Raw genomic sequence first — 25,102 nt, 5'->3', positions numbered from 1 at the left:
GCCGGGGGGAGGGCCGGCCCGGCAAAGGGGCGAAGGCCGAGAGGTTCAGCGGTCCGGGACGATCGCCTTCCTGGCCTGTCCGGGGTCGTCGGCGGCCAGCGCGATCCGGGCGTTGTCACGGCACCGCTCCAGGGAGTGGGCGGCGAGACTCTCCCGTACCGGGGAGATCCCGGGTGCGGACATCGACAGGCTGGTGACGCCCAGCCCGACCAGGACGGTCGCCAGCAGCGGGTCGGCCGCCGCCTCGCCGCACACGCCGACGGGCTTGCCCGCGGCCCGCCCGGCCGCCGCGCAGTCGGCGATCAGCTGGAGCAGCGCGGCCTGCCAGGGGTCGAGCAGGTCGGCGAGCTCCCCGTGCTGCCGGTCGGAGGCGAAGGTGTACTGGCTCAGGTCGTTGGTGCCGATGCTCAGGAAGTCGAGCTCCTCCAGCAGACGCCCGGCGCGCAGCGCGGCGGCGGGTACCTCGATCATCGCCCCGACGCGCGCGATGCCCCGGGCACGGGCCCGTCCGGCGAAGTCGGCGGCCTCGGCCACCGTCGTCACCATGGGTGCCATCACCCACGGCTCGGTCCCGGTCTCACGGGCCGCCTCGGCGATGGCGTCGAGCTGGGTGTCGAGAACCTCGGGCCTGACCCGGGAGACCCGCAGTCCCCGTACGCCCAGCGCCGGGTTGGTCTCCTCGGCGAGGCCGAGGAACGGCAGCGGCTTGTCCGTGCCCGCGTCGAGGGTGCGGACCACGACGTGCCCGCCGGGGGCGGCGCGGAGGACCGCGGCGTAGGCGGCCACCTGTTCCTCGCGGTCCGGCTCCTCGCGCCGGTCCAGGAAGAGGAACTCGGTGCGGAACAGCCCCACCCCCTCCGCGTCCACTCCCTCGGGTCCCTGTGCTCCTTCCGGCGAAGGGGCCCGGTCCCGTGGCGCGAGGTCGGCCGCCGAACCGATGTTGAGCAGCAGCTTGACCGGATGGCCGTCGGAGGTCCTGCCGGGGCCCCGGACGGTGCCCGCTCGGCGGCGGTCGGCCTCGGCCCGGCGCTGGATCCCGGCGGCGGCCTCCTCGCCGATGCCGACCTCCACCTCGCCCCGCAGTCCGTCGACCGCCACCCACGTCCCCTCGCCGATGTCACCCGCCCCCCGGCAGGCGACCACGGCGGGCAGGCCGCGGGCGCGGGCCAGGATGGCGGTGTGGCTGGTCGGGCCGCCCTTCTCGGTGACGAGGGCGAGGACGGTCCCGGGATCCAGGTTCACCGTGTCGGCGGGGGACAGGTCCGCGGCGACCAGGACGAACGGGTGACCCGGGTCGGGCAGCCCGGGGACGGGCAGGCCCAGCACCGACGCCACGGCCCGGTTGCGGATGTCGTCGAGGTCCGCGGCGCGCTCGGCGAAGTAGCCGCCCGCCGCCAGCAGCGCGCGCCGGTGGTGGGCGCAGGCCTCGTCGATGGCGTGCGCCGCGTCCTTGCCCGACCTGATGTTCGTCTCCACGGACTCGTGCAGGCCGGGGTCGTCGGCGATGAAGGACTGCGCCTCCAGGATCGCCCTCGCCTCGGCGTCCGGCGCCTTCTCCGCCCGCGCCTCCAGCTCGAAGACCGTGGCCCGCAGCGCGTTCATCGCCCGGCCGAGCTCGGCGTCGGCGTCGGTGACGGGGGACGGCGCGGGCAGCTCCGGCGGGCCCGCCATCCGGCAGACCCGCCCGGCGGCGCGGCCCGGGCTCACGCCCAGGCCGCTCAGCGTCTCAGCCACGGGAGGTCTCTCCGGTGCCTCGGGAGGTCTCCTCCGCGCTGCGGGAGGTCTCTTGAGCGCCTGGGGAGGTCTCCTCGGCGTCGAGGTCGCGGGCGAGCAGCTCGGCGAGGGAGTCGAGCGCCTCGTCGGCCCCCGGTCCCTCCGCCTCGATCGTGACCTCCGTGCCGTGCGTGGCGCCCAGGGCGAGCACGGCGAGCATGCTGTTGGCGGGTACGGGCTTGCCGTCCCCGACGCGGATGCGGACGGGCATCCCCTGCCTGGCCGCGGCCTGCACGAAGATCTTCGCGGGCCGGGCGTGAAGGCCCGTGCTTGAGGCGACGACCACTGTCCTCTCCGGCATCTCCGGTTCTCCTTCCGCGCGCTGCGCGTTCTGCGAGTGGTGCGAGTGGTGCGAGCTTGACGGGGCCTGGTGCGGGCCGGTGCGGGCCTGACGGGGCTCACGCGAGCCTCGTGCGGGCCTGCCCGCGCTGGTGCGGACTTCGTACGAGCCCATGGAGCGAGCCCGGTCCGGTCCGGTCCGGTCCGGCCCGGTCTGGTCAGGCCTGGTCCGGGCCTGCGGGCCGGGCCCTCCCGCCGGGATCGCCGGGATCGCCGGGATCGGCGGGAGGGGGCCGGGAGAGCGGGGCCGGTCAGGGTTCGATGGTCACCTTGATGGCCTCGCCCCTGCTGACGATGTCGATCCCCTCCAGGACCTCCGCGAGCGGCAGCCGGTGCGTGATGAGGTCGGCGACCGGTACCGACCCGTCGGCGATCAGCCGCAGGGCCTGGGCGTTGTGCGCCGGGCTGGACCCGTTGGCGCCGACGATGGTCAGCTCCCGGTAGTGGACCAGGTTGGAGTCGCACCGGATGATCGGGTTGTCCTTGGGCAGGCCGCCGAAGAAGCTGATCCGTCCCTGGCGGGCCGCCATCCGCAGCGCCTGCTCCTGGGCGGCGCCGGAGGCGGCGGCGGTGATGACGACGTCGGCCCCCCTGCCGTCGGTCAGCTTGAGCACCTGCTCGACGACGTCCTCGCCGTGGACGACCGCGTCCGGGTGGACCAGCCTCGCGGCCATCTCCAGCCGCCCGGCGTTGATGTCGACCAGGAAGACCCGCGCCGCGCCCCGCGACCGCGCCAGCCGCACGTGCAGGCAGCCGATCGGCCCCGACCCCATGATCACCACGTCGTCGCCCTCGCCCACGCGGGCCAGTTCCTGGCCGTTGAGCACGCAGGCCAGGGGCTCGGCCACCGACGCCTCGGCGAAGCCGACCCCGTCCGGGACGCGGTTGACGCCGCCGACCGCGAGGACCGACGCCGGGATGATCATGTACTCGGCGAAACCGCCGTCGTAGTGGTAGCCCATCGACTCCTGGTTCGGGCAGACGGTCATCCGGCCCCGGCGGCACTCCGCGCACTTCCCGCAGGGGATCGCGGCGATCACCTGCACCCGGTCGCCCGGGGCCCACTCGCCCGCCTCGGTGACCTCGACCACCTCGCCGGCGATCTCGTGCCCCATCACCCTGGGCGGCTTGATGTGGTGGTGGCCGTGCTTCTGGATCTTCGCGTCGGTGCCGCAGGTCGAGCAGTTGCGCACGCGTATCTTGATCTCGCCTGGTCCGGCGACGGGTTCCGGCGCCTCCTCGACGCGGATGTCGCCGGGGGCGTAGAAACGGGCGACCTTCACTATGCTTCGTCCTCTTCGTTCGGTTGCAGCAGCCGGACCACCTCGGCGACCTCCGTCGCCTCGCGAAGGGCCCTGGCCTGGTCGGGATCCATCAGGATCTGGGCGAGTTCGGCGAGCAGCCGTACGTGGCCGTCGCCCTTGGCGGCGATGCCGATGCACACCGTCACCCGGTCGCCGTCCCAGTCGACGCCGCCGGGAAAGCGCACGACGCTGATGGCGTCGTGCCGGACGGCGTCCTTGGCGGCCAGGGTGCCGTGCGGGATGGCGACCCCCTCGCCGACGTAGGTGGAGATCGAGCGCTCACGTTCGAGCATGGTGTCGATGTAGGCGCTCTCCACCGCGCCGACGGCGAGCAGGGCCTCCCCGCACTGCCGGATCGCGTCGTCGCGGTCGGCGGCCGAGGCCGCCAGCCGGATTGCGCGCGGGTCCAGCGGCAGCGGCGCCGTCTCAGGCATTGACGGTGCCGCCGCTCTTGATCGTGCTGACCAGCTTGGTCACCGCCGGGTCCCCGATGAAGACCTGGAACGGGATCAGCACCTTGTCCGGGGCCCCGGCCCTGGCCCGGTTCGCCAGGCCGGCGTGGCAGACCACCACGTCGGCGTCGGCGGGGATCGAGTTGACCGGGGTGTGCTCCACCTGGACGTTCTGGTCCTTCAGCTGCTTGCGGAGCTGGGTGGCGAGCATGACGCTGCTGCCCATGCCCGCGTCGCAGGCCACGACGATCTTGTGGATGTCCTTGCTCTCGATGCTGGCCATAGGTCAGGCCTCCTTGACGACGGGTGCGGTCTCGGTCTGTGCGGGGGGCTCCTCGGGGGTCTCCTCCGTCTCGTCCTTACCCCTGCCGAACCCGAGGAGCGCCGAGGCGACGGCGAAGGAGACGAGGGTCGCGGCGAGGACTCCGGCGATGGTGCCGAACCACCCGCCCCTGGGGGTCACGGCGATGAAGGCGAAGATGCTGCCGGGCGACGGCGTGGCCACCAGCCCGGCCCCGGTCATGAGGAAGACCAGGACGCCCGTGGCGCCACCGGCGATGACCGCGAGGATCAGCCGGGGCTTCATGAGCACGTACGGGAAGTAGATCTCGTGGATGCCGCCGAAGAACTGGATGATGATCGCGGCGGGGGTGCTGGGGCGCAGCGCGCGGGGGCCGAAGAACATGAAGGCGAGGAGCAGGCCGAGGCCGGGGCCGGGGTTCGACTCCAGCATGAACAGGATCGACTTGCCCGTCTCGGCCGCCTGCGCCACGCCCAGCGGGCCCATCACGCCGTGGTTGATGGCGTTGTTGAGGAACAGCACCTTGGCGGGCTCGATCACGACCGACGCCAGCGGCAACAGGTTGTTGCCGATCAGCCAGGCGACCGCGTCGCTCGCGACACGGGTGACGTTGGCGACGATGGGGCTGATGGCCAGGACCCCGACCAGGGCCATGGCGCCGCCGATGATGCCGGCGCTGAAGTTGTCCACCAGCATCTCGAAGCCGGACTTGACACGGTCGGCGACGAGCCCGTCGAACAGCTTCAGGACGTACGCGGTGAGCGGCCCTATGATCATCGCGCCGAGGAACATCGGGCTCTCGGCGCCGGCGACGACGCCCATGGTGGCGACGGCGCCGACCACGGCGCCGCGCTGGCCGTGGACCATCCGCCCGCCGGTGTAACCGATCAGGATCGGCAGCAGCACCTTCACGATCGGGTCGACCAGGACGGCGAACTTCTCGTTGGGCAGCCAGCCGGTGGGGATGAACAGGGCGGTGATCAGGCCCCAGGCGATGAACGCGCCGATGTTCGGCATGATCATCCCGGCGAGGTACCCACCGAAACGCTGGATGCTCGCTCTCGCCCCGGTTCCTGTGACGGTTGGGGTGTACTCGCTCATGTGTGCTGCTCCTTCCGGGGTGGCCGGCGACCGGCCGGCCAGGGGGGTGGATCTGCGCCGCTGTCAGCCCCCGGACCGCAGCGGCAGGGCAGGATCGGCTCCGGTGACACGGACGTCGTCACGATGGATGTGGTGGGGGGAGGGCATCCGGCTTCCCGGCAGCCCGACCGCGGCGGTCGCCCAGGCCAGCGCCTCGACCAGCGCGCTCTCGCCGCGCGCCCCGCCCGCGAGGAACCCGGCGAGCATGGCGTCACCGGCTCCGACGGTGCTGCGCGGCTCGGCCACCGGGCACTGGCCGTGCCAGATCTGGTCGTCCTGCAGCAGGATCGCGCCGTCGGCGCCCAGGCTGGCCAGGACGGCGCCCGCGCCCCGGGCCCGCAGGTTCTCCGCGGCCTTGATGGCGTCGCCCAGGGACGAGATGACGATCCCGGTGGCCTCGCCCAGCTCCTCCCGGTTGGGCTTGACCAGGGCGGGGGCCTCGGCGAGCGCCGAGACGAGCGCGGGACCGCTGGTGTCGACCGCGACGTTGATGCCCGCCTCGCTGAACCGCTCGCACAGGCGGGCGTACACGTCGGCGGGCACCTCGGGCGGGAGGCTGCCCGAGGCGACCACCCAGTCCGCGGAGCTGGCCGCCCCGAGCACGGCCTCGGCGATGGTGTCGAGCTCGGCCGGCGACAGGGCCGTCCCGGGTTCGTTGATCTTGGTGACCGTGCCGTCGGGCTCGGCCAGCGCGACGTTGGACCGGGTGGTCCCGGCGACCGGGACGGTGATCATCTCGATGCCCTCGGCCGCGAGCAGGCTCACCAGCCGCCGTCCCTCGTCGCCGCCGAAGGGGACGACCGCGCACGAGCGGACTTGGTTGGCCAGCAGCGCCCGGGAGACGTTGACGCCCTTGCCGCCGGGGTCGAGGTGGGCGGCGGCGGCGCGGATGACGGCCCCGCGGGTCAGCGACCCCACCTCGATCGTGCGGTCCAGGCTGGGGTTGAGGGTGAGGGTGACGATCACGCCGGGATCACCTCGATCGTACGACCGGGGCCAAGACCGAGACCGAGACCGAGACTGAGGCCGGGGCCGGGGCCGGAGCTGGGGCTGGGACCGATGCCGGGGGCGGGGGGAAGGGGGACGGTCACGCCCGGACCACCTCCGGGCCGGCGGCGGCCATCTCGGCCGCGACGCCGGTGTCGAGTCCCGTGTCGCTGATCACCACGTCGATCTCCTGGATCGAGGCGAAGCGCGCCAGGTAGGTGTTGGCGAACTTGGTGTGGTCGGCGAGCAGCACGCACCGCTGCGCCGCGCCGATCATCGCCCGCTTGATGGCGGCCTCGGCCGGGTCGGGCGTCGTCAGCCCCTTGGCCACCGAGCACCCGTTGGCCGCCATGAACGCCACGTCCACGTGCAGGTCGGCGAGGGGGCGTAGGGCCCAGTCGTCGACGGTGGCCAGGGTCCGCCCGCGCACCCGCCCGCCCAGCATGATCACCGTCAGGTTGGGGCGGGTGGCCATCGCCGTCGCCAGCGGCGGGGAGTTCACGATCACGGTCAGCTCCCGGTCGACCGGGAGCGCCTGCACCAGCCTGCCGGTCGTCGACCCGGCGTCGATGATGATCGCGCCGTCCTCGGGGAGCTCGGCGAGCGCCGCCTTGGCGATGCGCTCCTTCTCCCCGATCATCACCTCGTCGCGGGCGGCCAGCTCGGGTTCGAACCCCAGCCGCTCGACCGGGATCGCACCGCCGTGCACGCGCCGCAGCATCCCGGAGCGCTCCAGCGCGGTCAGATCGCGGCGGATGGTCTCCGTGGTGACGGCGAACTCCTCCGCCAGCGTCACCACGTCCACCCGGCCGACGGTCCGCGCCCGGCGCAGGATCTCCTGTTGCCGTTCCTCGGCGTACATGCTGTTGATTCACCACCGTTTCAGTGTTGTTTCAGCTTTATTTACACCCGTATGTGTTGGAACGTCAATGGGTTGACTTCACACCAAACCAGCATGAACATGAAAAAACCCCAGGTGCTTGCCCGGGGGTGCGCTGAGGGGTGGGAGTGGCCTGCGGTTGGCCCAGATTTTGGAATGCGTTGGAAATCCTGTGGTCTCCGGGGTGAGGTGAGGCGGGGATCCGGGTCTCTCCCGGCGCGGATCAGCCGGGGAACGAGATGTGGGCGGCCGGCACGTGGGTGGCCAGCCAGACGCCGTTGGCGCTGATCTGGAACTCGTGACCCGCCCGGTGCATCTCCCCCGCGCGGACGACCAGCACGACAGGCCTGCCCCGGCGCGCGCCCACCCGGGTCGCGGTCTCCCGGTCGGGGGACAGGTGCACGGCGTGCCGGTTCATCGGCCGCAGGCCCTCCTCGCGGATGGCGTCCACGGACGAGCCCACCGTCCCGTGGAACAGGAACTCGGGCGGCTCGGCCGGGAGGAGGCCCAGGTCGACGTCGATCGTGTGGCCCTGGTTGGCGCGGATCCGGCCGTCCTCGACGACGAAGCGCCGCTTGTCGTTGCCCTCGACCACCCGCGCGAGCTCCTCAGGGGTGATCGCGAAGCCGTGCCGCGCCGCGGCGGCCAGCAGGGCGTCGATGCCGGTCCAGCCCTGCGCGTCGAGGACCAGCCCGATGCGTTCGGGCTGGTGCCTGAGGTGCTTGGAAAGATACTTGGAGACTCGAACGAGCCGTCTGTCGTCCATGGGACACCAGGATGCTGGCTCGCCCCGCCGTTTTCCACCGGATTCACGCCCGGCGCCCCGGGCCGGAGCACGCGTCCGGACGCCTTCGCCTGCCTGAGTCCTCGCGCGTCCGCACGTCCGTGCGCCCGTGCCTTCGCGCGTCCGGCGCGTACCTGAGTCCTCGCGTGTCCGCGCCTTCGCGGGTCCGGACGTCGTCTTCGTGTGTTCGTACGTCCTCGCGTGTCCGCGCCTTCCCCCGGAACGGCCGCCCGGGGCCGGTGCGGGACGGGCTCAGCCGTCGGCGGCCCAGCCGTGGGTGCGCTTGAGGACGGCGGCCACGCGGGCGAAGCGGGCGCCGTCGAGGACGGAGCCCTCACGCCGGATGTCGCCCTCGGCGAGGGCGAAGACCCGGTCCAGGCGCAGGTAGGAGACCCGGTTCTCCCGGTCCCACTGGCCGGGGCCGATCTCCAGCCAGTCGTCGGGGTCGCCGCCACCGGCCCGGCTGGACAGCATCAGCGCGAGCAGCTTGCGCCCGTGCCGGCCGACGACCAGCAGCGGCCGGTCCTTGCCCCGGGCCGGATCCTCCTCGTAGGGGACCCAGGCCCAGACGATCTCGCCGGGGTCGGCGAGCCCGTCGAGGTCGGGGGAGTAGTGCAGGGTGGCGCTCCGGTCGACGCGGCGGACCTCGCTGACCGCGCCTCGGGCCGGTCGGGGGTCCTCACCAAGATCACGCACGTGCACAGCCTATTGCAGACCCCGCGCGCTTCCAAGGGGCTGCCGGGAGCCGGTAGAGGGAGCCCGTGGAGGGAGCGCCGCGAGAGGGAGCTGGCGAGCCGGGAGAGGGAGACGGTGAAGAGAGAGCCGATGGAAGAAGCGGTGGTGGAGGGAGCGGTGGTGGAGGGAGCGCGCCGCCCGCTGGCCGGGGCCAGCAGGGCGGCCGAGACCCGGGTGGGCGGGTGCCCTGGTCCGAATCTGGTCCGGAGGCGGCTCAGCGTCCGGAGACGGCTCAGCGTCCGGAGCGGCTCAGCCGCCGCTCTTGCGGCGGAAGGAGCGCTTGGCCGCAGCCGGGCCGTGAGCACCGTGGATCTTCGAGGAGTTCTTCCCCTTGCCCCCGGAGCCCGCGTCCGCCTGGGCGAGCTTCTTGCGCTCCAGTGCCTCGCGGAACTTGCGCTTCAGCTCGTCGTCGGAACTTTCGGAACCTTCGGGCTCCGGCGTGACGTCAGACATTACAGACCTCCTGATCTATCGGGCGGTCCAACCCCGACCAACAGGATCATCATCCTCTCATCCGGACCCTTCCGGCGTGCAGGCCCCCCGCTTCGGCTCTGAGAGGAAGCCGCAGGAGGGAGTCCCGGGACGAGGCCCGGAAAAGCCCCGGGACGAGGGGGCGTGCCGCGAACGCCGCTACGCCGTCCGGCCACGTCAGTGCATGCCCAGGGCCATCATCAGCAGCAGGCCGGCCAGGTGGCCGACGACCACGAAGACGATCACGAAGACGAAGACGAACTTCGCCGGGCCGTGCTCGAAGTGGCGGCCCTCCTTGAGGGTGGAGCGCTCGGCCTGGCGCTCCGCGATCCGCTCCTCGATCGGCTTGCTGTGAAACATGGGGATCCTTTACTCGCCAACGGTTGGGGCGATAATGATTTGTGTACTAATTATCGTACTATGTCGGTTGGAGGCGCGCGTGAGTGACATGGCTGATCCCCTGAGCCTGGACCGTCAGGTGTGCTTCGCCCTGGCGATCGCCTCGCGCAACGTGATCGGGCTCTACCGGCCACTGCTGGAGCCGATGGGACTCACCCACCCCCAGTATCTGGTCATGCTCGCCCTCTGGGAGCGGGCTCCGCTCTCGGTCAAGGAGCTGAGCAAGCTACTGAGACTCGACCCCGGTACGCTGTCCCCGCTGCTGAAGCGTCTCGAGGCCGTCGGCTACATCCGCAGGCGGCGTGACAGCCAGGACCAGCGTGTCCTGGCCGTCTCGCTCACACCGGAGGGCCACAGGCTGCGGGACGAGGCGGAGAAGGTTCCGCCGGCGATCGTCAGGCGTCTGGGTATGAACCTGGAGGAGCTCCAGGAGCTCCACCGGTCGCTGACCCGGGTGATCGCGGCGGCGGACGGCGCGCATCACTGATTCGCGAAGAATCAGAGGACGAATCAGAGGACAGGGAGAGGAAAGACTCATGGCCGGAAGTCACGGGGGAAGCCCCAAGTCTTGGCTCGCGGTGATCGTCATCCTGCTGGGGTTCACCGTGGGGGGTGTCGCCCTGTGCCTGGGCCCCAACTGGACGTTCTTCTGGGTCGGGGCCGGGATCATCGCGATCGGCGGCGTGATCGCCCTGGTGGTCGACATCTTCTCGGACGTCATCATCGACGCGCCCCGCGTGCCGATGGACCAGGGCAACGGCTGATCAGGTTTTCTGCAGCGCCTCCTCGACGGAGGCGAGGACCTCGAAGGAGGCGCGCAGGCCGGTGATGGCGAGGATCCGCTCCAGGGTGCCGTGCACGCCGACGAGGACGAGCCGGATGCCCAGGGTGCGGCTCCGCCGGAGCGCCAGGATCAGCTCGGCGACCCCGGTGGAGTCACAGAAGGTGAGGCCCGCGACGTCGGCCACGACCATGGAGGGCGTCTCGGCGGCCCACGCCTTGTCCATCTCCGCACGCAGGACGGGGGAGTTCTGATAGTCGAGCTCTCCGAGCGCCCGGACGACGAGGACCGTCCCGAGCAGGCTCGATGAGACCGTGAAAAAGACCATGCTGCGCTCCTTTGCCCGCGGGTGGCAGGGCGGGCTGCCTTTTTACTACCAGTTCCGGGACCATCCCGCCTCGACGGGGCCTCAAATGATCCGGTAGAGCAGTTCGGGCCGGCCGAGGCCACCGTACTGGGGCACCCGGTGTGTGATCCCGTTCTCCGTCAGATGCTCCAGGTAACGGCGGGCGGTCACCCGGGAGACGCCGATCGCCGCCCCGGCGGTCTGGGCCGACAGGCCGCCGGGGGACCTGCGCAGCTCCGCCAGCACGGCGTCGAGGGTGGCCTGCGTCATCCCCTTTGGCAGGAGGTTCTGCGCCGGGCCCCGCAGCGCCGCCAGCGCGCGGTCCACCTCGACCTGGCCGCTCGCCTCCCCCGCGCCCTCCACCGACGACCGGAACTCGGCGTAGCGGGTGAGCTTCTCGTTCAGCGAGGCGAAGGTGAACGGTTTGAGCAGGTACTGGGCCACGCCGACGGAGACGGCCGACCTGACCACCGACAGGTCCCGCGCCGAGGTGACCGCGATGACGTCCGACATCACGCCCGCCGCCCGCAGCGCCCGGCACACCTCCAGCCCGTGCATGTCCGGCAGGTAGAGGTCGAGCAGGATCAGGTCGACGGGGTGCCGCCGCAGGAAGCGCAGCGCGTCGCCGCCGGACCTCACCACCCCCGCCACCCGGAAGCCGGGCACCCGCTCCACGAAGACCCGGTTCGCCTCGGCGGTGATCTCCTCGTCCTCGACGACCAGTACCGAGATCATGAGGCGCCCTTCCCGCGCAGCGGCAGCCGTACGGTGAACACCGCGCCCGTACCGCCCTCCACCGGCCGGCCGGCACCTTCCTCGCCCGCGAGCACGCGAACGGCTCCCACGGCCGGGCCCGCCTCCTCCGGCAGCCCCGCCCCGGCCGGGCCCGGCCCCGCCACCGGGTCCCGATCCGTCACCGGATCCCGATCCCTCACCCGGTCCCGTTCCGTCGCCAGGTCCCGATCTCTCACCCGGTCCCGATCCGTCACCGGGTCCCGTGCAGTCACCGGGCCCCGATCCGCCATCAGGTCCCGCTCCCTCGCCCGGTCCGGCTCGGCCGCCTCGCCGACCTCGACCTTCTCGCCGACCTCGATCGTCCCGCCCATGCGGCGGACCGCCTGGCCGACCATGGCGAGGCCGAGGCCGCGGCCGTCGCCCTTGGTGGTCCAGCCCCGCCGGAAGGCCTCGCCCGCCGTCGCCGGGTCGAGGCCCGGCCCGCTGTCCGCCACGCTGATCACGAACGTCGTCTCGTCGGCGCGCAGCCGCACCTCCACCCGCGCGGGCCGGGAGCCCGACATGGCCGCGTCCGCCGCGTTGTCTATCAGGTTGCCGACGATCGTCACCAGGTCGCGGGTGTCCAGGCCGAGGTCGTCGAGCTCGCTGTCCGGGGTGATCGACAGCTCCACCCCCCGCTCCCCGGCCTCGGCGGTCTTGCCCAGCAGCAGCGCGGCGAGCACGGGTTCGCGTACGGCGCCCACCACCCGGTCGGTGAGCTGCTGCGCGGCCTTGATCTCCTCGGTCGCGAACGCGACCGCCTGCTCGGCGCGGCCCAGCTCGACGAGGGTGATGACCGTGTGCAGCCGGTTGGCCGACTCGTGCGCGGCGGCCCGCAGGGAGTCGGCGAAGCCGCGTTCGGCGTTGAGCTGCCCGGTCAGGGACTGCAACCGCGTGTGGTCGCGAAGGGTGATCACGGTGCCGAGCGAGCGGCTGCCGGAGCGGACCACCGCCACGTTCACCACCAGCGTCCGCTCCCCGGTCATGTGGATCTCGTCGGTGCGGTTCTCGGTCGCCGAGAGCCGCTCGCCGAGCGAGGGGGGAAGGCCCAGCCGGGTGACGTGCCTGCCGTTCACCTCGCCGGACAGGCCCAGGAGCTCCCTGGCCCCGTCGTTGCAGAGTGTCACCGTGCCCGCGTTGTCGACGAGCAGCAGCCCCTCCCGTACGGCGTGCAGGATCGCGTCGTGGTACTCGTACATCCGGCTCAGCTCGGCGGGGCCCATCCCGTGCGTCTGGCGGCGCAGCCGGGCGCCGACCAGGTAGGTGCCCACCCCGCCGACGGACAGGCCGAGCAGGCCGATCAGCACGGCGCCGGTGATCTGCCCGCGGAGCCTGACGCTGATCTTGCTGATGGTGATGCCCCCGCTGACCAGGGCCCGTACCCTCCCGTCGGCGTCGCGGACCGGGGCGACGGCGCGGACCGAGGGGCCGAGGGTGCCGGTGTAGGTCTCGGTGAAGACCTGCCCGGCCAGGGCGGGCGCGGTGTTGCCGAGGAACCGGCGGCCGATCTCGGCGGGGTTGGGATGCGTGTAGCGCACGCCGTCGAGGCTCATGATCGTGATGAAGTCGACCCCGGTCTCCCGTCTCACCCGTTCCGCGTACGGCTGCAGGACCGCGGAGTCGCCCAGGGAGGCGAGGACGGAGGGGGAGTCGGCCACGCTCACGGTCACCGCCCTCGCGGTGCCGAGGGCCTCCTCGACGAGCAGGTCGCGCATCTGCAGGAACGCCAGCAGGGCGCCACCGGTCACGGTGACGCCCACGACGACGATCTGGAGGGCCAGCATCTGCCTGGCGAGACTCCAGTCGCGTATGCGTCTGGGAAGTTTCCGCAAGTTCACGAACGAAATGTACGCAATGGTGACTTAGATCACAGGGCCGGGGCATAGTCGCTCGACCGGATTTTTCCTCTAGCGCGTGGAGCACGCATGAGCGCGGCCCGAGACAAAACACATTACCTGTACATTGCCGTCATCGTTGCCGTGGTCCTCGGTATCGCGATCGGGTTCATCGCCCCCGACGTCGGCGTGGCGCTGAAGCCGCTCGGCACCGCCTTCGTCGCCCTGATCAAGATGATGATCAGCCCGATCATCTTCTGCACCATCGTGCTCGGGGTCGGATCGGTCACCAAGGCCGCCAAGGTCGGCCGGGTCGGCGGCCTCGCGCTCGGCTACTTCGTCGTCATGTCGACCGTCGCGCTCGGCATCGGCCTGCTCGTGGGCAACCTGGTCGACCCCGGACAGGGCCTGCAGCTCACCGACGAGCTCCGCAAGGCCGCCGAGGCCGAGGCGGCCAAGGGCGGCGAGACCGACACGGTGTCGTTCCTGCTCGGGATCATCCCCACCACGCTGGTGTCGGCGTTCACCGAGGGCCAGGTGCTGCAGACCCTCCTGGTCGCGCTGCTCGCCGGGTTCGCCCTGCAGGCGATGGGCGAGCGGGGCAAGCCCATCCTGGACGGCATCACGCACATCCAGCGGCTCGTCTTCCGGATCCTCGCCATGATCATGTGGGCCGCCCCGATCGGCGCCTTCGGCGCGATAGCCGCGGTCGTCGGGGCCACCGGCATGGACGCGCTCAGGAGCCTCGGCGTCATCATGCTCGCCTTCTACCTGACCTGCCTGCTCTTCGTGTTCGTCATCCTCGGCCCGATGCTCTTCCTGGTGGCGCGGGTCGGCCTGTTCTCGCTGCTGCGCTACCTGGGCAGGGAGTTCCTGCTGATCCTGTCGACCTCGTCGTCGGAGTCGGCCCTGCCCCGCCTGATCGCCAAGATGGAGCACCTCGGCGTGAGCAAGCCCGTCGTCGGCATCACCGTGCCGACCGGGTACTCCTTCAACCTGGACGGCACGGCCATCTACCTCACCATGGCCACGCTGTTCGTCGCGAGCGCCACCGGCGCCCCGCTCGCCTTCGGTGAGCAGGTCTCCCTGCTGGTGTTCATGATGATCGCGTCGAAGGGCGCGGCCGGGGTCACCGGCGCGGGCCTGGCCACCCTCGCGGGCGGCCTGCAGTCCCACCGCCCCGACCTGGTCGACGGCGTCGGCCTCATCGTCGGCATCGACCGCTTCATGTCCGAGGCGCGGGCGCTGACCAACTTCGCGGGCAACGCGGTCGCCACCGTGCTGATCGGCACCTGGACGGGCGAGTTCGACCGGGAGCGCGCGACCGAGGTCCTGGCGGGCAGGGCGCCGTTCGACGAGACGACCCTCCTCGACGACGAGCACGGCGGCGACGACCCGCCGCCCCCGCCCGCCTCGAAGACGGACGACCCGGCCCTGTCTCCGGTGTAGCCGGTGCGGTGACGGCGGCGTACGGGCCGGTGGCGGGCACTCCTCTCCGGGGAGCGTCCAGCACCGGCCCGTACGCGTGAGGGCACGCCGTCCGTGCACCTCCGGGCGGTTCCCGCAGGCCGGGGCGTTGACACCCCTGCCGCCGCGCCCTAGTTTGTGCAGGCTCAGACGATCTATCGAGGAATCGAAGGGGAGCGGTGGATGGCCGTCATCGATGCCCACCAGCACTTCTGGAACCTGGAGACGGGCTCCTACTCCTGGCTGACGCCGGAGGCGGGGCCGCTCTACCGCACCTTCGCCCCCGAGGAGCTCCTCCCGCAGCTCGCCGCCGCCGGTGTGGAGAGGACCGTGCTGGTCCAGGCCGCCGACACCTACGCCGACACCGACGCGATGCTGGCGCAGGCGGACGCCTACGACGTCGTCGCCGCCGTGGTGGGCTGGGTGCCGCTGAACCGGCCCGACGAGGCGGCCGGGGCCCTGGAGCGCTACGGCAGGCACCCGGGGTTCGCCGGGGTCAGGCATCTCATCCACGACGACCCCGACCCCGACTGGGTTGTCCAGGACACGGTGGTCGAGAGTCTGGGCCTGCTCGCCGAGGCCGGGCTCCCGTTCGACGTGGTCGCGGTGCTGCCCAGGCACCTGGAGCACGTGTCGTTCCTCGCCGAGCGCCTCCCCGGGCTGCGGCTGGTCATCGACCACCTGGCCAAGCCGCCGATCAGGGAGAAGGGCTGGGAGCCGTGGGCGTCACTCGTCGCCCGCGCCGCCGAGCACCCCAACGTGTACGGCAAGGTGTCCGGTCTCAACACCGCCGCCGATCCCGAGACCTGGACGGCCGAGGACCTCCGTCCCTACGTCGACCACGCGATCGAGGTGTTCGGCCCCGACCGGCTGATGTTCGGCAGCGACTGGCCGGTGGCCGTCCTCGCGGGTGACTACGCCAAGGTCTGGCGGGAGACCGGCGTGCTGCTGTCGGGTCTCGACGAGACCGGCAGGGACGCCGTCCTCGGCGGCACCGCCGCGCGCTTCTACGGCATCGAGGTCTGACCGTGACGATGCGGGGGAGCGCCTCCCGGCCGGCCTGACCCCGGCGCCGACCGGCCTCGGGCCGTTTCCGCCCGCCGTGCCCCTGAGCTGGTTCACGTTCCGGGGCGGTCGGCGCGGGAGGCCTCGGGCCGGTTCGTAGGAGAAGTGGCAGGCCGGTTCACGTCCGGGGGCCGGTGCGAGCGTTTCGAGCGTGAAGCCTGGGGTCGGTTCGAGCGGGAGGCCTCGGGCCGGTTCGAGCGGGAGGTCTCAGGCCGGTTCGAGCGGGAGGTCTCAGGCCGGTTCGCGCAGGAAGCCGATGCTCGCCGCGAGACCGCGGAGGTCGACACCGAGATCGCGCAGGATGGCGACCGAGGCGTTCGAGGAGTCGGCCAGCAGGCCCTTCAGCAGATCCTCGTCGGTCACCCCGGAGCCGGTCCCGGTCCCGGTTCCGGTCCCGGTCCCGATTCCGGCGCCGGAGGTGTACAGGGCGACCTCGACGACCTTCCTCGCCCCGGCGGTGAGGAGCAGGTCGCCGGCCGGCCCGCTGAGCGTCACGTTCAGCGGGCGGAGCCGGGAGCGCGTCAGCCGCCACGCCAGGGGATCCTCCCGTCGGGCCGGGAGGCGCCGCCTGATCTCGTCCAGGTCGACGCCGATGGCGGCGAGCAGCTCGCGGTCGCCCGCGCGGCCCTTCGCGGCCTCGCGGTTCCGGATCTCCGCGCCGACCGCTTCCGGCGTGACGGTCCCCGGGATGACGGCCTCCGGTGTGACGGTTCCGGGAGTGCCGGTCTCCGGGGTGCTGGCCCCCGGTGTAACGGTTCCCGGGATGACGGTCTCCGCGCCGGTCGGTTCCGGGGTGGACCCCGGCGGTGTGACCGCCGAAAGGGCGGCCGTCTCCGGTGCGGCTCCCGGCGGGGTGGCCGCCGCTCCCGTCACCGGCCACGACTCGGCCAGGGCGAGCAGGAACATGTCCTCGTCGAGCGTGGTGCGGCCGTGGTCGAGCGACAGCAGTCCGGCGCGGACCGTGGTCCGCCGGGCCTCGGGGGTGAATCTCGCGAACATCGTCAGCTCCCGCCATCGGTGGTTCGGTGTGCGTGCTTGCGGTGCGCCGTCTGCCGCCTGACTCCGAGAGCGGCGGCGATGACCTCCCAGGACGAGCCCCGGTTCCTGGCCTCGATGACGTGCGCGGCCTCAAGCTCCTCCAGGAGCCTGCGCAGCGCCGCCACGGCCGCCAGCGCCACCACCGGATCCTCGCCGTCGACGGCCTCGGTGAACTCGCTCAGCGATCCCATGCCGTCAGCATAAGCTGACAAACCCGTGGCTGTCAGCATTTGCTGACACTATTTTCGTGCCTCCCGAAGGCCTCCTGACGCTTCCTGACGCCTCCTGGTGCTCCCGGTGCCTCGCCACGTTCCGGGTGGGGACGCGCTAGCGTGCAGGGGTGGACAGGATCTTCACCGTCGAGGAGGCGCGGGCGCTCATGCCCGTCCTGCTGGAGCGGGCCGCCGCGTTCGTGGCGATGCGGGGTGAGCTGGCCGAGCTCGCGTACGAGCTCCGCAGCACCGGGGCCTCCCCGGCCGGGGGGCTGGCGGAGGCGAAGGCCTACGAGGCCAGGCTGGAGGAGATCCTCGGCTGGTTCGAGGAGCGGGGCATCGAGGTCAAGGGCGTCGCGCCCCTGCTGGTCGACTTCCCCGCGGTGCTCGACGGGGTACGCGTACGGCTGTGCTGGCTCGAAGGGGACCGCGAGCTGGTGTGGTACCACCGGGACGAGCTCGGCTTCGCCGGTCGCAGGCCCCTTCCCTGACCTTCCCTGACCGCGATCCCCGGGAGCCCCGTTACTCGATCACGAGGTTGACCGGGATGTTGCCCCGGGTGGCGTTGGAGTAGGGGCAGACCTGGTGGGCGGCCTCCACGAGGGCGGTTCCGGCCTCCCCGTGCAACGCGTCGGGGAGCTCGACGCGCAGCGTCACGGAGAGCGCGAAACCCTTGCCCTCGGGGGAGAGGCCCACCTCGGCGGTGACCGAGGCCTCCGAGACGTCGGCCTTCCGCTTGCGGGCGACCAGCTGGAGCGCGCTGGCGAAGCAGGCGGCGTACCCGGCCGCGAACAGCTGCTCGGGGTTGGTGCCCTCGCCGGAGCCGCCCATCTCCTTCGGCGGGGCGAGGGCCACGTCGAGGCGCTTGTCGGACGAGACCGCCCGGCCTTCCCTGCCGTTGGCGGTGGCGATGGCGGTGTAGAGCGTACTCATCGTGATCCCCTTCTCGGTTGCGGACAACTTAATTGTGCGCAATTTAGTTGATAACAGTCAAGTTCGGTACAATCGCGACGTGAAGATCTCCGTCGAGAACCTGGTCTGCTTCGACGTGCACGCGGCGTCCCGCGCGCTGGACGCCGTCTACCGCAGGGTGCTGGCCGACCTCGGGCTCACCTACCCCCAGTACCTGGTCATGATGGTTCTCTGGGAGCGCGAGCCGGTGACGGTCAAGGATCTCGGCGTGAGGCTGCGGCTCGACTCGGGCACCCTGTCGCCGCTGCTGAAGCGGCTGGAGGCGGCGAGCCTGGTACGCCGCGAGCGCAGCGCCGACGACGAGCGCTCCGTGGTGGTGCGGCTCACGTCCAAGGGGATCCAGCTGGGGGAGCGGGCGTGCGACGTCCCCGCGCAGATCTTCGAGGCGGCCGGTCTCGCCCCCGCAGAGGTCCTCGGCCTGCAGCACACCCTGCGCCGCGTCATCGCCTCCCTCGACGAGGCGGCACGGTGACCACGGCCGACGACGTGCGCCGCGTCGCGATGGCGCTGCCCAGGACCGAGGAGAGGCTCGTCAGGGACCGGGTGACGTTCCGGGTGGGCCGGATCGTCTACGTCGCGATCTCGCCGGACGAGACCTCGATGGGCTTCGCCTTCCCCAAGGAGGAGCGGGCCGCGCTGGTCGCGGCCGAGCCGGAGAGGTTCCACATGCCCCGGCCCTCCGACGAGCGTTACAACTGGGTGCGGGTGTGGCTCGCGGCGATCGGCGAGACCGAGACGAGGGAACTCGTCGAGGAGGCCTGGCGGATGGTCGCGCCCAAGAGGCTCGCGGCCGCCCATCTCGGAGAGCGGCCGCCCACCTCGGGGAGCCGGTGATCAGGAGGTTCCGCTGAGGTGGACCTCCCGGGCCAGCTTCGTCGTCTGGGCGGTGGAGCGCTGCCAGGTGGTCCCCGCCGGGTGGGCGGTCAGCAGGACCACGATCCAGCGCTCCTTGGGGCCGACGAGCCCGGTGGTGTGCAGAACCGGGCGCCCCAGATCGGGCACCGGCCCGGCCTGGGCGGACGTGACCTGCTCAGCGGGCACGACCTGCGCGGCAGGCGGGACGCCGCCGGACGCGGGCCGAGCCACTGACACGGGCGCGGACACAGACGCGGGCACGGACCCGGACCCGGATGCGGACACGGGCACGGATGCGGACTCGGAGGCGGCGAGGGACGCGGGACGGCCGGCAGGCACGGGAGCCCCGGCCGGGGAGGTCGTGGGGCGGCAGCGGACCGGGGGCGTGGAGCCGTACCCCGACCAGCCCTGCTTGATCGCCCACGGCCCGCGCACCGCGCGGGGGATGCCGAAGTGCTGGTCGAAGCCGTCGGACCCACACTGCCCCGACCTGCGCAGATGGCCCAGGATCAGGTCGCGGACCCCGGGGGCGGCCCGGTCGAGCAGGTAGCGGTAGGTCGTGACGACGTCCATCGCGCTGAGCGAGGTGTAGCCCCAGAAGCCCGGCTTGTCGGCCGGTGGGGGAACGGTGTCGGTGAGCCGCAGCTTGCGGGCCATCCGCTGGACGATTCTCCCCTGGCCGCCCCGGGTCCAGAAGGACGTCGCCGCGCCGTCGTCGCTGACCCGCAGCATGACCTTGAGCAGTGCCAGGTCCCTTGAGGAAACGCTCTTGCGCGACTCCAGGAAGTCGATCGCGATGAGGATCTTCACCACCGACGCCGACCGGAACCGCCGGTGCGCGTTGCGGTACTCGGTCACCTTCGCCGCCTGCCGGTCGAAGACCACGTACCCGGCGGTCACCCCCGCCGGGACCCGTGGCTTGCCGGGGGCCGCGGCCGAAGCCGGAGTCACGGCCGAGGCCGGGGTCGTGGCCGCCATAAGCGGAAAGACCATCGCGAGGACTGCCAGAAAACGCATCACGGGACGAATGCCTATCAGATCTCGGCGCCTGCGTCAGGAGGACGCCCTCCCCGGGCGTTCCGGCGCGGCCCGCCCTCGACGGCCCGCGCCGAATCCCGGCGGGGCGATCGAAGGGGCCGAGGGGTGCGAGAGCGAGTGAGGGGGTACGTCCTCGGATGCCCGTTCGGTGTGGTCCGGCCATCCGGAGGTCTGTCCAGGTGACGAGGGACGACAGGCTCGGCGGGCGGACTCCGGCGACATAACCGACTAAACATGTAGAGATTAAGGGTTTTGGTGTTATTGTCGTTATATGTCGGCAGTTCCCTTGCATCTCGCCGTCGCTCTCGACGGCGCCGGATGGCATCCCGCGGCCTGGCGTGACCCCGCCGCCTCCCCGAAAGCCCTGTTCACCGCCGCCTACTGGGCCGCCCTGGTGGCCGAGGCCGAGCACGGCCTCCTCGACTTCGTCACCATCGAGGACTCCCTCGCCCTGCAGACCACGCGCCTGGACGGCCACGACGGCCGTACCGACCAGGTGCGCGGGCGTCTCGACGCCGTCCTCGTGGCCTCCAGGATCGCCCCGCTGACGGGCAGGATCGGGCTGGTGCCCACGGCCACCACCACGCACACCGAGCCCTTCCACGTCGCCAGCTCCATCGCCACCCTCGACTACGTCAGCTCCGGGCGGGCCGGATGGCGCGCCCAGATCTCCGGGCGCCGCACCGAGGCCGCCCACTTCGGCCGCCGGGAGGTCCCCGAGCTGAGGCTGGAGGACCTCGCCGACATCGACGAATCCCCCCTGGTGCGGGAGCTGTTCGGCGACGCCGCCGACGCCGTCGAGGCGGTGCGGCGCCTGTGGGACAGCTGGGAGGACGACGCGGTCATCCGCGACGTGGCCACCGGCCGGTTCGTCGACCGCGACAAGCTGCACTACGTCGACTTCGAGGGCGAGCGCTTCACCGTCAAGGGGCCGTCCATCGTGCCGCGGCCGCCCCAGGGGCAGCCGCTGGTCACCGCGCTGGCACACGCCCGGCTGCCGTACGAGTTCGCCGCCCGCGGCGCCGACGTCGTCTACGTCACGCCGCACGACACCGAGCGGGCACGGGCCATCGTGGCGGAGGTACGCGAGATCGAGGGCGAGGTGCGCGCCCCGGACGCCGGAGAGCTGAAGATCTTCGCGGACCTCGTCGTGTTCCTGGGGGAGAACGGGGACGAGGCCCGCGAGCGCAAAGCCCGGCTCGACGGGCTCGACGGCGCCGCGTACACCTCCGACGCCGCGATCTTCACGGGCACGCCCGGCGAGCTCGCCGACCTGCTCCTGGAATGGCGCGCGGCCGGGCTGGAGGGCTTCAGGCTCAGGCCCGCCGTGCTGCCGACCGACCTGAACGCGATCACCCGGGGCCTGGTGCCCGAGCTCCGGGCGCGCGGCGCCTTCCGCCGCGCGTACGAGGCGGACACGCTGCGCGGCCACCTCGGCCTGCCCCGACCCGTCAGCCGCTACGCAGGGAGCCGACGATGAAGCAGATCATCCTCGCCGCCCACTTCCCGGGCGTGAACAACCACACGGTCTGGAGCGATCCCGCCTCGGGCAGCCAGATCGACTTCGCCTCGTTCGCCCACCTGGCGCGGACCGCCGAACGCGGGAAGTTCGACTTCTTCTTCCTCGCGGACGGGCAGCGGCTGCGCGAGCAGCGCGGGAGGATCCACGACCTCGACGTGGTCGGCCGCCCCGACTCGCTCACCGTGCTCTCCGGCCTCGCCGCGGTCACCGGCCACCTGGGCCTGGCCGGGACGATCAACGCCACCTTCAACGAGCCGTACGAGCTCGCCCGCAAGCTCGCCACCCTCGACCACCTGTCCGGCGGCCGGGCCGGGTGGAACGTCGTCACCTCCTCCGACGCGTTCACCGGCGAGAACTTCCGCAGGGGCGGCTTCCTGGAGCACGCGCAACGTTACGAGCGGGCCGAGGAGTTCGTGCGGACCGTCAACGAGCTCTGGGACTCGTGGGCCGCCGAGGACCTCGTCGCGGACCCGTCGGCGGGCACGTTCGCCAGGCGGGAGGCGGGGGAGTTCGCCCACCGGGGCACCCAGTTCGACATCGGCGGCCACTTCACCGTGCCGCGCAGCCCGCAGGGCCGCCCGCTCACCATCCAGGCCGGGGACTCCGAGGGCGGCCGGGCCTTCGCGGCGGCCACCGCCGACGCCGTCTTCTCCCGGCACAGCAAACTCCAGGACGGGCAGGCCTTCTACCGGGACGTCAAGTCGAGGCTGGCCGCGCACGGCCGGTCGCCCGACTCCCTGAAGATCCTGCCCGGCGCCACGTTCGCGCTCGGCGACACCGACGCCGAGGCCCAGGAGAACGCCGACCACATCCGCCGCCAGCAGGTCAGCCCGCAGACCGCGATCCTGCTGCTGGAGCAGTTGTGGAACCGCGACCTGTCGGCCTACGACCCCGAGGGCCCGCTGCCCGAGATCGACCCGGACGTCTCGGACGACTCGATCATCAAGGGCCGGACCCGGATGTACCGCGACCCGCTCAAGACGGCGGCGGAGTGGCGGGCCCTGGCCGAGTCCAAGAAGCTCGGCATCCGCGACCTGATCATCGAGGTGACCGGCAGGCAGTCCTTCATCGGCTCGCCGTCGCGCGTCGCCGAGGAGATCGACGAGTTCGTGCAGGGCGACGCCTCCGACGGCTTCATCCTGGTGCCGCACCTCACCCCCGGCGGCCTGGACGACTTCGTCGACAGGGTCGTACCGCTGCTGCAGGAGCGCGGCGTCTTCCGCGCCGACTACGAGACCACCACGCTGCGCGGACACCTGGGCCTGGAGAGCGAACGATGAAATTCCTTGCCATCACCCTGATCGTCCACGGCCCCGACCCCATCACCGGCGAGCTCAAGTCGACCAACGCGCGCCTGCGCGAGGTCGTCGAGAACGCCGTGCTCGCCGAGGAGCTCGGCTTCGACGGCTTCGGGGTCGGGGAACGGCACGAGCGCCCGTTCATCTCCTCGTCCCCGCCGGTGGTGCTCAGCCACATCGCGGCCAGGACGTCGGCGATCAGGCTGTTCACCGCGGTCACCACGCTGAGCCTGCTGGACCCCGTACGCGCCTACGAGGACTACGCCACCCTCGACCACCTCTCCGGCGGACGCCTGGAACTCATCATCGGCAAGGGCAACGGCGCCGCGCAGGCCCAGCTGTTCCACGTGACCGGCGAGGACCAGTGGGAGCGCAACCGGGAGGGTTACGAGCTGTTCCGCCGCCTGTGGCGGGAGGACAAGGTGACCTGGTCGGGCACGTTCCGGCCGTCCCTGACCGACGCGGAGACCTGGCCGCGCCCGCTGCAGAGGCCCATCCGCGTCTGGCACGGCAGCGCCACCAGCAAGGAGTCGGTGGAACTCGCCGCCCTGTACGGCGACCCCCTCTTCTCCGCCAACGTCAGCAACCCGGTCGAGCCGTACGAGGAACTGGTCCGCCACTACCGGGAACGCTGGGAGTTCCACGGCCACGACCCGGCCGACGCCCTGGTGGGCGCGGGCACCGCGGGCTACTACGCGACGAAGAACTCCCAGGAGGCGATCGAGACCTACCGGCCGATCTTCAACGCCCGGCTGAAGCTGTTCAAGAAGGTCGGCGTCGAACCGGTCTTCCACACCCTGGAGGACGCGATCGAACGCAGCTCGATCCTGGTCGGCAGCCCGCAGCAGATCATCGACAAGGTCCACCGCTACCACGAGCGGCTCGGGCACGAGGTCATGCACCTGCACGCCGACGCGGACGGCCTCACCGACAAGCAGCACCGGGCGGCCCTGGAACTCTTCCAGAGCGACATCGCCCCCGTGCTGCGCGCGGAGATCCCCAGCAGGCCGTTCCCCCGGCACGAGGACCCCGAACACGGAACCCCAAGCCAGAGTCAGAGTCCGGACGGCGCCCGGCGCGAGAGCTCGCAGGACGGCGACGCGCGGGACGGAGGGCGGCCGTGACCTCCCTGTCGATCCTCGACCTCGCGCCCGTCCCCTCCGGAGGCACCCCCGGCGACGCGCTGCGCAACACCCTCGACCTCGCCAAGAGGGCCGAGGAGTTCGGCTACCGCCGCTACTGGGTGGCCGAGCACCACCTCGCGCCCGGCGTCGCCAGCGCCGCCCCCGCCGTGCTCATCGCCCTGGTGGCCGCCGCGACCAGCACGATCAGGGTCGGCTCGGGAGCCGTCCAGCTCGGCCACCAGACGGCGCTGTCCGTGGTCGAGCAGTTCGGCCTCGTCGACGCCCTCTACCCGGGCCGTGTCGACCTCGGCCTGGGCCGCTCCGGCCAGCGCAAGGCCGAGTTCGCGGAGCTGGCCAGGAGGACACCGCCCCCGCCGAAGCCCGCCAGGGTCGTGGACGGGCTGCTCATCCCGGAGGCCTTCTCCTTCGCCGCGCTCGCGAAGTCGCCGCTGTTCTCCCTGTACGGCGCGCTGCTGCAGCAGCCGGGCGCGGAGAGCCCCGACTTCGCCGACCAGGTCGACGAGATCGCGGCGCTGCTGGCCGGGACCTACCGCTCCCCCGAGGGGGTGGCCGCGCACGCCACACCGGGCGAGGGCGCGGATCTGGCGCTGTGGATCCTGGGCAGCAGCGGCGGGCAGAGCGCTCAGGTGGCGGGGGAGCGGGGGCTGCCGTTCGCGGCGAACTACCACGTCAGCCCGTCCGGGGTGCTGGACGCCGCGGAGGCGTACCGGGAGGCGTTCAAGCCCTCGGAGGTCCTCGCCGAGCCCTACCTGGTCGTCTCGGCCGACGTCGTCGTGGCGGAGGACGACGAGACGGCCGGGGAACTCGCCTCCCCGTACGGGCTCTGGGTCCGCAGCATCCGCAGCGGCGCCGGGGCGATCCCGTTCCCGACCCCGGCCGAGGCCGCGGCCCACGAATGGACGGAGGAGGACCGCGCGCTGGTCGCCGACCGGCTCGCCACCCAGTTCGTCGGCTCCCCGGGGACCGTCGCGGAGAGGCTGCGCGTGCTGCGCGACGTCACCGGCGCCGACGAGCTGCTCGTCACCACCATCACCCACGACCACGCCGACCGGGTCCGCTCCTACGAACTGCTCGCCGAGGAGTGGGAAGGAGGCGCCGTCACGGACTGAGCCCGCGTCACCCACGCCTTTTCCGGCACCCGGCGATCGTCGCCGGGTGCCGGATTCCTTTCCGGGAATCCGCGGGAGAC

Annotated in this window: 30 protein-coding genes; 11 read left to right on the top strand and 19 right to left on the bottom strand. The window is 72.0% G+C overall.

Annotation, left to right across the window (positions count from 1 at the left end; genetic code table 11):
* Positions 1-45: 45 nt before the first annotated feature.
* The 12 genes from ptsP to ABT053_RS05320 all read right to left on the bottom strand — a co-directional run bounded on the left by ptsP (position 46) and on the right by ABT053_RS05320 (position 9,526).
* Positions 46-1,734 (bottom strand): phosphoenolpyruvate--protein phosphotransferase, encoded by a 1,689-nt coding sequence (gene ptsP / locus ABT053_RS05375; RefSeq protein WP_350967637.1) that lies wholly within the window; start codon positions 1,732-1,734, stop codon positions 46-48.
* On the bottom strand, positions 1,727-2,074 hold the full coding sequence (locus ABT053_RS05370; protein ID WP_350967636.1) for an HPr family phosphocarrier protein: 348 nt from the start codon (positions 2,072-2,074) through the stop codon (positions 1,727-1,729). Before ABT053_RS05370 ends, ptsP begins: the two co-directional genes overlap by 8 nt.
* Positions 2,075-2,363: 289 nt before the next feature.
* Complete coding sequence (locus tag ABT053_RS05365) at positions 2,364-3,395, bottom strand: zinc-dependent dehydrogenase (RefSeq protein ID WP_350967635.1); 1,032 nt, start codon at positions 3,393-3,395, stop codon at positions 2,364-2,366.
* On the bottom strand, positions 3,395-3,850 hold the full coding sequence (locus tag ABT053_RS05360) for a PTS mannitol transporter subunit IIA (protein WP_350967634.1): 456 nt from the start codon (positions 3,848-3,850) through the stop codon (positions 3,395-3,397). The genes ABT053_RS05365 and ABT053_RS05360 overlap by 1 nt, the downstream gene beginning before the upstream one ends.
* Positions 3,843-4,151 carry a PTS sugar transporter subunit IIBC family protein gene (locus ABT053_RS05355; RefSeq protein ID WP_350967632.1) on the bottom strand — a complete coding sequence of 103 codons (309 nt, stop codon included), beginning with the start codon at positions 4,149-4,151 and terminating at the stop codon, positions 3,843-3,845. Before ABT053_RS05355 ends, ABT053_RS05360 begins: the two co-directional genes overlap by 8 nt.
* 3 nt (positions 4,152-4,154) lie before the next feature.
* Positions 4,155-5,270 carry a mannitol-specific PTS transporter subunit IIC gene (mtlA, locus tag ABT053_RS05350; protein WP_350967631.1) on the bottom strand — a complete coding sequence of 372 codons (1,116 nt, stop codon included), beginning with the start codon at positions 5,268-5,270 and terminating at the stop codon, positions 4,155-4,157.
* Positions 5,271-5,333: 63 nt separating this feature from the next.
* Positions 5,334-6,275: a 1-phosphofructokinase gene (pfkB, locus tag ABT053_RS05345; RefSeq protein ID WP_350967630.1), complete on the bottom strand. Its 942-nt coding sequence runs from the start codon at positions 6,273-6,275 to the stop codon at positions 5,334-5,336.
* Positions 6,276-6,396: 121 nt separating this feature from the next.
* Entirely contained in the window at positions 6,397-7,158 is a 762-nt protein-coding gene (locus ABT053_RS05340) for a DeoR/GlpR family DNA-binding transcription regulator (RefSeq protein WP_344744161.1), read from the bottom strand.
* Between the two features lie 241 nt (positions 7,159-7,399).
* Positions 7,400-7,942, bottom strand: a complete 543-nt coding sequence (locus tag ABT053_RS05335) for an RNA 2'-phosphotransferase (RefSeq protein WP_350967629.1) — start codon at positions 7,940-7,942, stop codon at positions 7,400-7,402.
* A gap of 270 nt (positions 7,943-8,212) precedes the next feature.
* Positions 8,213-8,656, bottom strand: a complete 444-nt coding sequence (locus tag ABT053_RS05330; RefSeq protein WP_350967628.1) for a type II toxin-antitoxin system PemK/MazF family toxin — start codon at positions 8,654-8,656, stop codon at positions 8,213-8,215.
* 288 nt (positions 8,657-8,944) lie between these two features.
* Entirely contained in the window at positions 8,945-9,148 is a 204-nt protein-coding gene (locus ABT053_RS05325) for a DUF5302 domain-containing protein (RefSeq protein WP_350967627.1), read from the bottom strand.
* Positions 9,149-9,343: 195 nt separating this feature from the next.
* Complete coding sequence (locus tag ABT053_RS05320) at positions 9,344-9,526, bottom strand: hypothetical protein (protein ID WP_350967626.1); 183 nt, start codon at positions 9,524-9,526, stop codon at positions 9,344-9,346.
* A gap of 88 nt (positions 9,527-9,614) precedes the next feature.
* Between ABT053_RS05320 and ABT053_RS05315 the strand changes: the two genes are divergently transcribed.
* Both ABT053_RS05315 and ABT053_RS05310 read left to right on the top strand, forming a co-directional pair.
* Positions 9,615-10,052, top strand: a complete 438-nt coding sequence (locus ABT053_RS05315) for a MarR family winged helix-turn-helix transcriptional regulator (protein ID WP_350967625.1) — start codon at positions 9,615-9,617, stop codon at positions 10,050-10,052.
* A 49-nt stretch (positions 10,053-10,101) separates the two neighbouring features.
* Positions 10,102-10,329 carry an HGxxPAAW family protein gene (locus tag ABT053_RS05310; protein ID WP_350967624.1) on the top strand — a complete coding sequence of 76 codons (228 nt, stop codon included), beginning with the start codon at positions 10,102-10,104 and terminating at the stop codon, positions 10,327-10,329.
* On the opposite strand, the gene ABT053_RS05305 is transcribed toward ABT053_RS05310, so the two are convergent.
* The 3 genes from ABT053_RS05305 to ABT053_RS05295 all read right to left on the bottom strand — a co-directional run bounded on the left by ABT053_RS05305 (position 10,330) and on the right by ABT053_RS05295 (position 13,304).
* Positions 10,330-10,674 (bottom strand): STAS domain-containing protein, encoded by a 345-nt coding sequence (locus tag ABT053_RS05305; protein WP_350967623.1) that lies wholly within the window; start codon positions 10,672-10,674, stop codon positions 10,330-10,332.
* Between the two features lie 81 nt (positions 10,675-10,755).
* Positions 10,756-11,427, bottom strand: a complete 672-nt coding sequence (locus tag ABT053_RS05300) for a response regulator (protein WP_350967622.1) — start codon at positions 11,425-11,427, stop codon at positions 10,756-10,758.
* The gene (locus ABT053_RS05295; protein ID WP_350967621.1) at positions 11,424-13,304 is read right to left on the bottom strand and encodes a sensor histidine kinase; all 1,881 of its coding nucleotides are present in this window, start codon (positions 13,302-13,304) and stop codon (positions 11,424-11,426) included. Before ABT053_RS05295 ends, ABT053_RS05300 begins: the two co-directional genes overlap by 4 nt.
* An 87-nt stretch (positions 13,305-13,391) precedes the next feature.
* Between ABT053_RS05295 and ABT053_RS05290 the strand changes: the two genes are divergently transcribed.
* Positions 13,392-14,750, top strand: coding sequence for a cation:dicarboxylate symporter family transporter (locus ABT053_RS05290; protein ID WP_350967620.1), 1,359 nt, complete (start codon positions 13,392-13,394; stop codon positions 14,748-14,750).
* 201 nt (positions 14,751-14,951) lie between these two features.
* On the top strand, positions 14,952-15,794 hold the full coding sequence (locus ABT053_RS05285; protein ID WP_350967619.1) for an amidohydrolase family protein: 843 nt from the start codon (positions 14,952-14,954) through the stop codon (positions 15,792-15,794).
* A gap of 270 nt (positions 15,795-16,064) precedes the next feature.
* On the opposite strand, the gene ABT053_RS05280 is transcribed toward ABT053_RS05285, so the two are convergent.
* Both ABT053_RS05280 and ABT053_RS05275 read right to left on the bottom strand, forming a co-directional pair.
* Positions 16,065-16,832 (bottom strand): hypothetical protein, encoded by a 768-nt coding sequence (locus ABT053_RS05280; protein ID WP_350967618.1) that lies wholly within the window; start codon positions 16,830-16,832, stop codon positions 16,065-16,067.
* A gap of 2 nt (positions 16,833-16,834) precedes the next feature.
* Entirely contained in the window at positions 16,835-17,062 is a 228-nt protein-coding gene (locus tag ABT053_RS05275; RefSeq protein WP_350967617.1) for a helix-turn-helix domain-containing protein, read from the bottom strand.
* A 149-nt stretch (positions 17,063-17,211) separates the two neighbouring features.
* On the opposite strand from ABT053_RS05275, the gene ABT053_RS05270 reads away from it, so the two are divergent.
* Positions 17,212-17,574, top strand: coding sequence for a DUF2203 domain-containing protein (locus ABT053_RS05270; protein WP_350967616.1), 363 nt, complete (start codon positions 17,212-17,214; stop codon positions 17,572-17,574).
* Positions 17,575-17,605: 31 nt separating this feature from the next.
* Here ABT053_RS05270 and ABT053_RS05265 read toward each other — a convergent pair whose 3' ends face one another.
* Entirely contained in the window at positions 17,606-18,016 is a 411-nt protein-coding gene (locus ABT053_RS05265; protein WP_350967615.1) for an organic hydroperoxide resistance protein, read from the bottom strand.
* Between the two features lie 79 nt (positions 18,017-18,095).
* On the opposite strand from ABT053_RS05265, the gene ABT053_RS05260 reads away from it, so the two are divergent.
* Together ABT053_RS05260 and ABT053_RS05255 are read left to right on the top strand one after the other, a co-directional pair.
* Positions 18,096-18,527 (top strand): MarR family winged helix-turn-helix transcriptional regulator, encoded by a 432-nt coding sequence (locus ABT053_RS05260; RefSeq protein ID WP_350967614.1) that lies wholly within the window; start codon positions 18,096-18,098, stop codon positions 18,525-18,527.
* Positions 18,524-18,889 carry an MmcQ/YjbR family DNA-binding protein gene (locus tag ABT053_RS05255; RefSeq protein WP_350967613.1) on the top strand — a complete coding sequence of 122 codons (366 nt, stop codon included), beginning with the start codon at positions 18,524-18,526 and terminating at the stop codon, positions 18,887-18,889. The genes ABT053_RS05260 and ABT053_RS05255 overlap by 4 nt, the downstream gene beginning before the upstream one ends.
* Here the strand turns inward: ABT053_RS05255 and ABT053_RS05250 are convergent, their stop codons facing one another.
* A complete protein-coding gene (locus tag ABT053_RS05250; RefSeq protein ID WP_350967612.1) occupies positions 18,890-19,903 on the bottom strand; it encodes a D-alanyl-D-alanine carboxypeptidase family protein in 1,014 nt (337 codons plus the stop codon).
* A gap of 316 nt (positions 19,904-20,219) precedes the next feature.
* Between ABT053_RS05250 and ABT053_RS05245 the strand changes: the two genes are divergently transcribed.
* Genes ABT053_RS05245 through ABT053_RS05230 form a run of 4 tightly spaced genes read left to right on the top strand, consistent with a single transcriptional unit; the run spans position 20,220 to position 25,022 of the window.
* Positions 20,220-21,428, top strand: coding sequence for an LLM class flavin-dependent oxidoreductase (locus tag ABT053_RS05245; protein ID WP_350967611.1), 1,209 nt, complete (start codon positions 20,220-20,222; stop codon positions 21,426-21,428).
* The gene (locus ABT053_RS05240) at positions 21,425-22,750 is read left to right on the top strand and encodes an NtaA/DmoA family FMN-dependent monooxygenase (RefSeq protein ID WP_350967610.1); all 1,326 of its coding nucleotides are present in this window, start codon (positions 21,425-21,427) and stop codon (positions 22,748-22,750) included. Before ABT053_RS05245 ends, ABT053_RS05240 begins: the two co-directional genes overlap by 4 nt.
* Positions 22,747-23,892 (top strand): LLM class flavin-dependent oxidoreductase, encoded by a 1,146-nt coding sequence (locus tag ABT053_RS05235; protein WP_350967609.1) that lies wholly within the window; start codon positions 22,747-22,749, stop codon positions 23,890-23,892. Before ABT053_RS05240 ends, ABT053_RS05235 begins: the two co-directional genes overlap by 4 nt.
* On the top strand, positions 23,889-25,022 hold the full coding sequence (locus ABT053_RS05230; protein ID WP_350967608.1) for an LLM class flavin-dependent oxidoreductase: 1,134 nt from the start codon (positions 23,889-23,891) through the stop codon (positions 25,020-25,022). Before ABT053_RS05235 ends, ABT053_RS05230 begins: the two co-directional genes overlap by 4 nt.
* Positions 25,023-25,102 lie beyond the last annotated feature (80 nt).

Source organism: Streptosporangium sp. NPDC002524, from assembly GCF_040295985.1.
Classification (GTDB): domain Bacteria; phylum Actinomycetota; class Actinomycetes; order Streptosporangiales; family Streptosporangiaceae; genus Streptosporangium.
Note: the sequence above shows the minus strand (reverse complement) of the source record. Positions and strands in the feature narration are given on the sequence as shown.